A 2,820-nucleotide genomic window follows, 5' to 3' on the forward strand; every position below is an offset into this window, starting at 1 on the left:
ACCGGCGATGCCAGCGCGCCGGTCCGCGCCACTGAGCCTGCCAAGGGCATCCGTGCCCTGCAGGACAAGGTGCGCTCGGCGGCCAAATCCTATCTCAGCCACGGCAACGCTGCCGTCGACAAGGACTGGTCCGAGTTCTGACCAACACGAAGCGAAACATAAGTCGGGGCCGCCTTCGGGCGGCCTTTGCTTTTGTGGCGATGTAATCGGTGCCCTGCCGGAAATCCTCGGGTGGCTACGCATCGTTCCGTAATCAGAAATTAAGGCCGGGTGCCTAGTCTTCGCACCAGCGTGCACGGGCCTTGGGGGATGAGGTCGGCGTAGATAGCGGGAGCAGGGTTTTTCCTGCCCGTTTTCGACAGTATTGCCGCTCCCCTCTATGAGGCTACCGCTCGAGGGGGAAAGTTAGGCAATGGGTTGGCTTCCGAAGTTCAAGATTGCGCAGAAACTGCCGCTGGCGATGGTGGGGTCGGCACTGCTGGTCAGCGCCGGCGTGGGGCTTGGAAGTTACTTCATCGGCTCGTCGATCGTCGGCGAGATGAGCGCGCGGCAGATGCAGACCGTGGCGTTGAGCCACGCCGACAAATTCACGACCTATCTGAAGACAATCGAAGCCGAGCTGGTGAACAGCGCAGCGACGGATAGCGCCGTGAACGCCGCGCGCGACTTCGGGATCGCCTGGAAGAGCTTTGCGAAGGCGACGCCGCCGGCCGATCCTGTGGTCGTGCTGCGTGAGGCGTTCATCACCAACAACCCGCATCCTGCCGGGCAACGGCAGCTACTCGATGTCAACGACAAGGGCCGGACGAACTACGATACGACCCACGACAAGGTGCAAGCGACGTTCCGGCGCCAGCTGGAGATGCGCGGCTACCGCGATTTCTATATCTTCGATACGGCGGGCAACCTCGTCTACTCGGTGATGAAGAACGACGACTTCGCGTCCAATTTCGCCGAAGGTGGCGACTTGGCCGACAGTGGGCTCGGGCGGGTGTTCCGCAAGGCCGTGGCGCTCACCGAGCGCGGGCAGGTGGCCTACGAGGATGCGTCGACCTATTCGATCGCCGGTTCGCCCGCGAGCTTCATCGCCACGCCGATGCTCGATGTGCGCGGCAAGCTGATGGGCGTGATGGCGATCGAAATGCCGGTCGCGCCAATCAACGAGATGCTGCAGGACAACAGCCAACTCGGGCAGACCGGGGAGAGCTTCTTCGTCGGCGCCGACAAGCTGTTGCGTTCGGACTCGGTGTTTTCGGAGGGCGACGACACGCTCACCGCCAGCTACGACAATCCGATTGTCGAGGCCGCCCTGGCGGGCAACGCGGCCATCGGAACGACCGCTGACTATCGCGGGATGCGGATGATCGCCACGGCGACGCCGGTGAGCTTCAACGGCGTCAACTGGGCGATGGTCACCACGATAAGCGAAGGCGAGGCGTTCGCGCCGGTCGTGCACCTGCGCAATACGATGCTGATGATCGGGGCGGGACTGCTCGCAGCGGCGGCGCTGCTGGGGTTCCTGTTCTCGCGCAGCATTTCGAAGCCGATCAGCCGGCTGACCGATACGATGGGCGCGCTGGCCCAGGGTAACCTCGAGGTCGAAGTGAAGGGCGCTGAACGCAGCGACGAGATCGGGGACATGGCCAAGGCCGTGCAGGTGTTCAAGGAAAACGCGCTCAAGGTCACCGAGATGACCGAGGGTGAGCGGACAGCATCGGCGCAACGCCGGGTCGACCGCACGCAGATGATGCAGGCGCTGCAGAAGGCGTTCGGCGAAGTGGTCGACGCCGCGATTGACGGCGACTTCTCCAAGCGGGTCGACGCGGAGTTCCCGGACGCGGAACTGAACGCGCTGGCGCATGGGGTGAACGAACTGGTGTCGACGGTCGATCGTGGGCTCGGCGAAACCGGCGAGGTGCTCTCCGCGCTGGCGCAGACCGACCTGACGCAGCGCGTCAACGGCCAGTATGGTGGCGCGTTCGCACGGCTCAAGGACGATACCAACGCGGTGGCAGAGCGGCTGACCGAGATCGTCGGGCAGTTGAAGGGCACTTCGCGTGGGTTGAAGACGGCGACGGGTGAAATCCTGTCCGGCGCCAATGATCTTTCCGAGCGCACCACCAAGCAGGCGGCGACGATCGAAGAAACGTCGGCGGCGATGGAGCAGCTTTCGGGCACCGTGCTGGCCAATGCCGAGCGCGCCAAGGATGCCTCAAATGTCGCGGCGACTGTGACCCGCACGGCCGAGGATGGCGGTCAGGTCATGCGTCAGGCGACCGAGGCGATGGAACGGATCACCAACTCGTCGGGCAAGATCTCCAACATCATCGGCATGATCGACGACATCGCGTTCCAGACCAACCTGTTGGCATTGAACGCCTCGGTGGAAGCGGCTCGTGCCGGCGATGCCGGCAAGGGCTTTGCTGTGGTGGCGGTGGAAGTGCGGCGGCTGGCGCAGTCGGCAGCCGGTGCGTCGAATGAGGTCAAGGCGCTGATCGAGCAATCGGGCAGCGAGGTGAAGGGCGGCTCGAAGCTGGTCGCGGAAGCCGCCGCCAAGCTTGAAGCTATGCTTGTCGCAGCGCGGTCGTCGAACGAGTTGATGGACTCGATCGCGCGGGCCAGCCAGGAGCAGGCCTCCGCGATCGAAGAGGTCAACGCCGCTGTTCGCACCATGGACGAGATGACCCAGCACAACGCGGCGCTGGTCGAAGAAACCAATGCCGCGATCGAGCAGACCGAGGCGCAAGCGACTGAACTCGACCGGATCGTCGAGGTGTTCCGCACCGGCGATGCCAGCGCGCCGGTCCGCGCCACTGAGCC

The 2,820-nt window shown here is 64.3% G+C and carries 1 protein-coding gene; it reads left to right on the plus strand.

What is annotated here, in order from left to right; genetic code table 11:
• Positions 1–412: 412 nt before the first annotated feature.
• On the plus strand, positions 413–2,820 hold a 2,408-nt coding region (locus AC1DV8_RS22895; RefSeq protein WP_477159039.1), incomplete at its 3' end, for a methyl-accepting chemotaxis protein.

The organism is Devosia sp. P3_B2 (assembly GCF_056402875.1).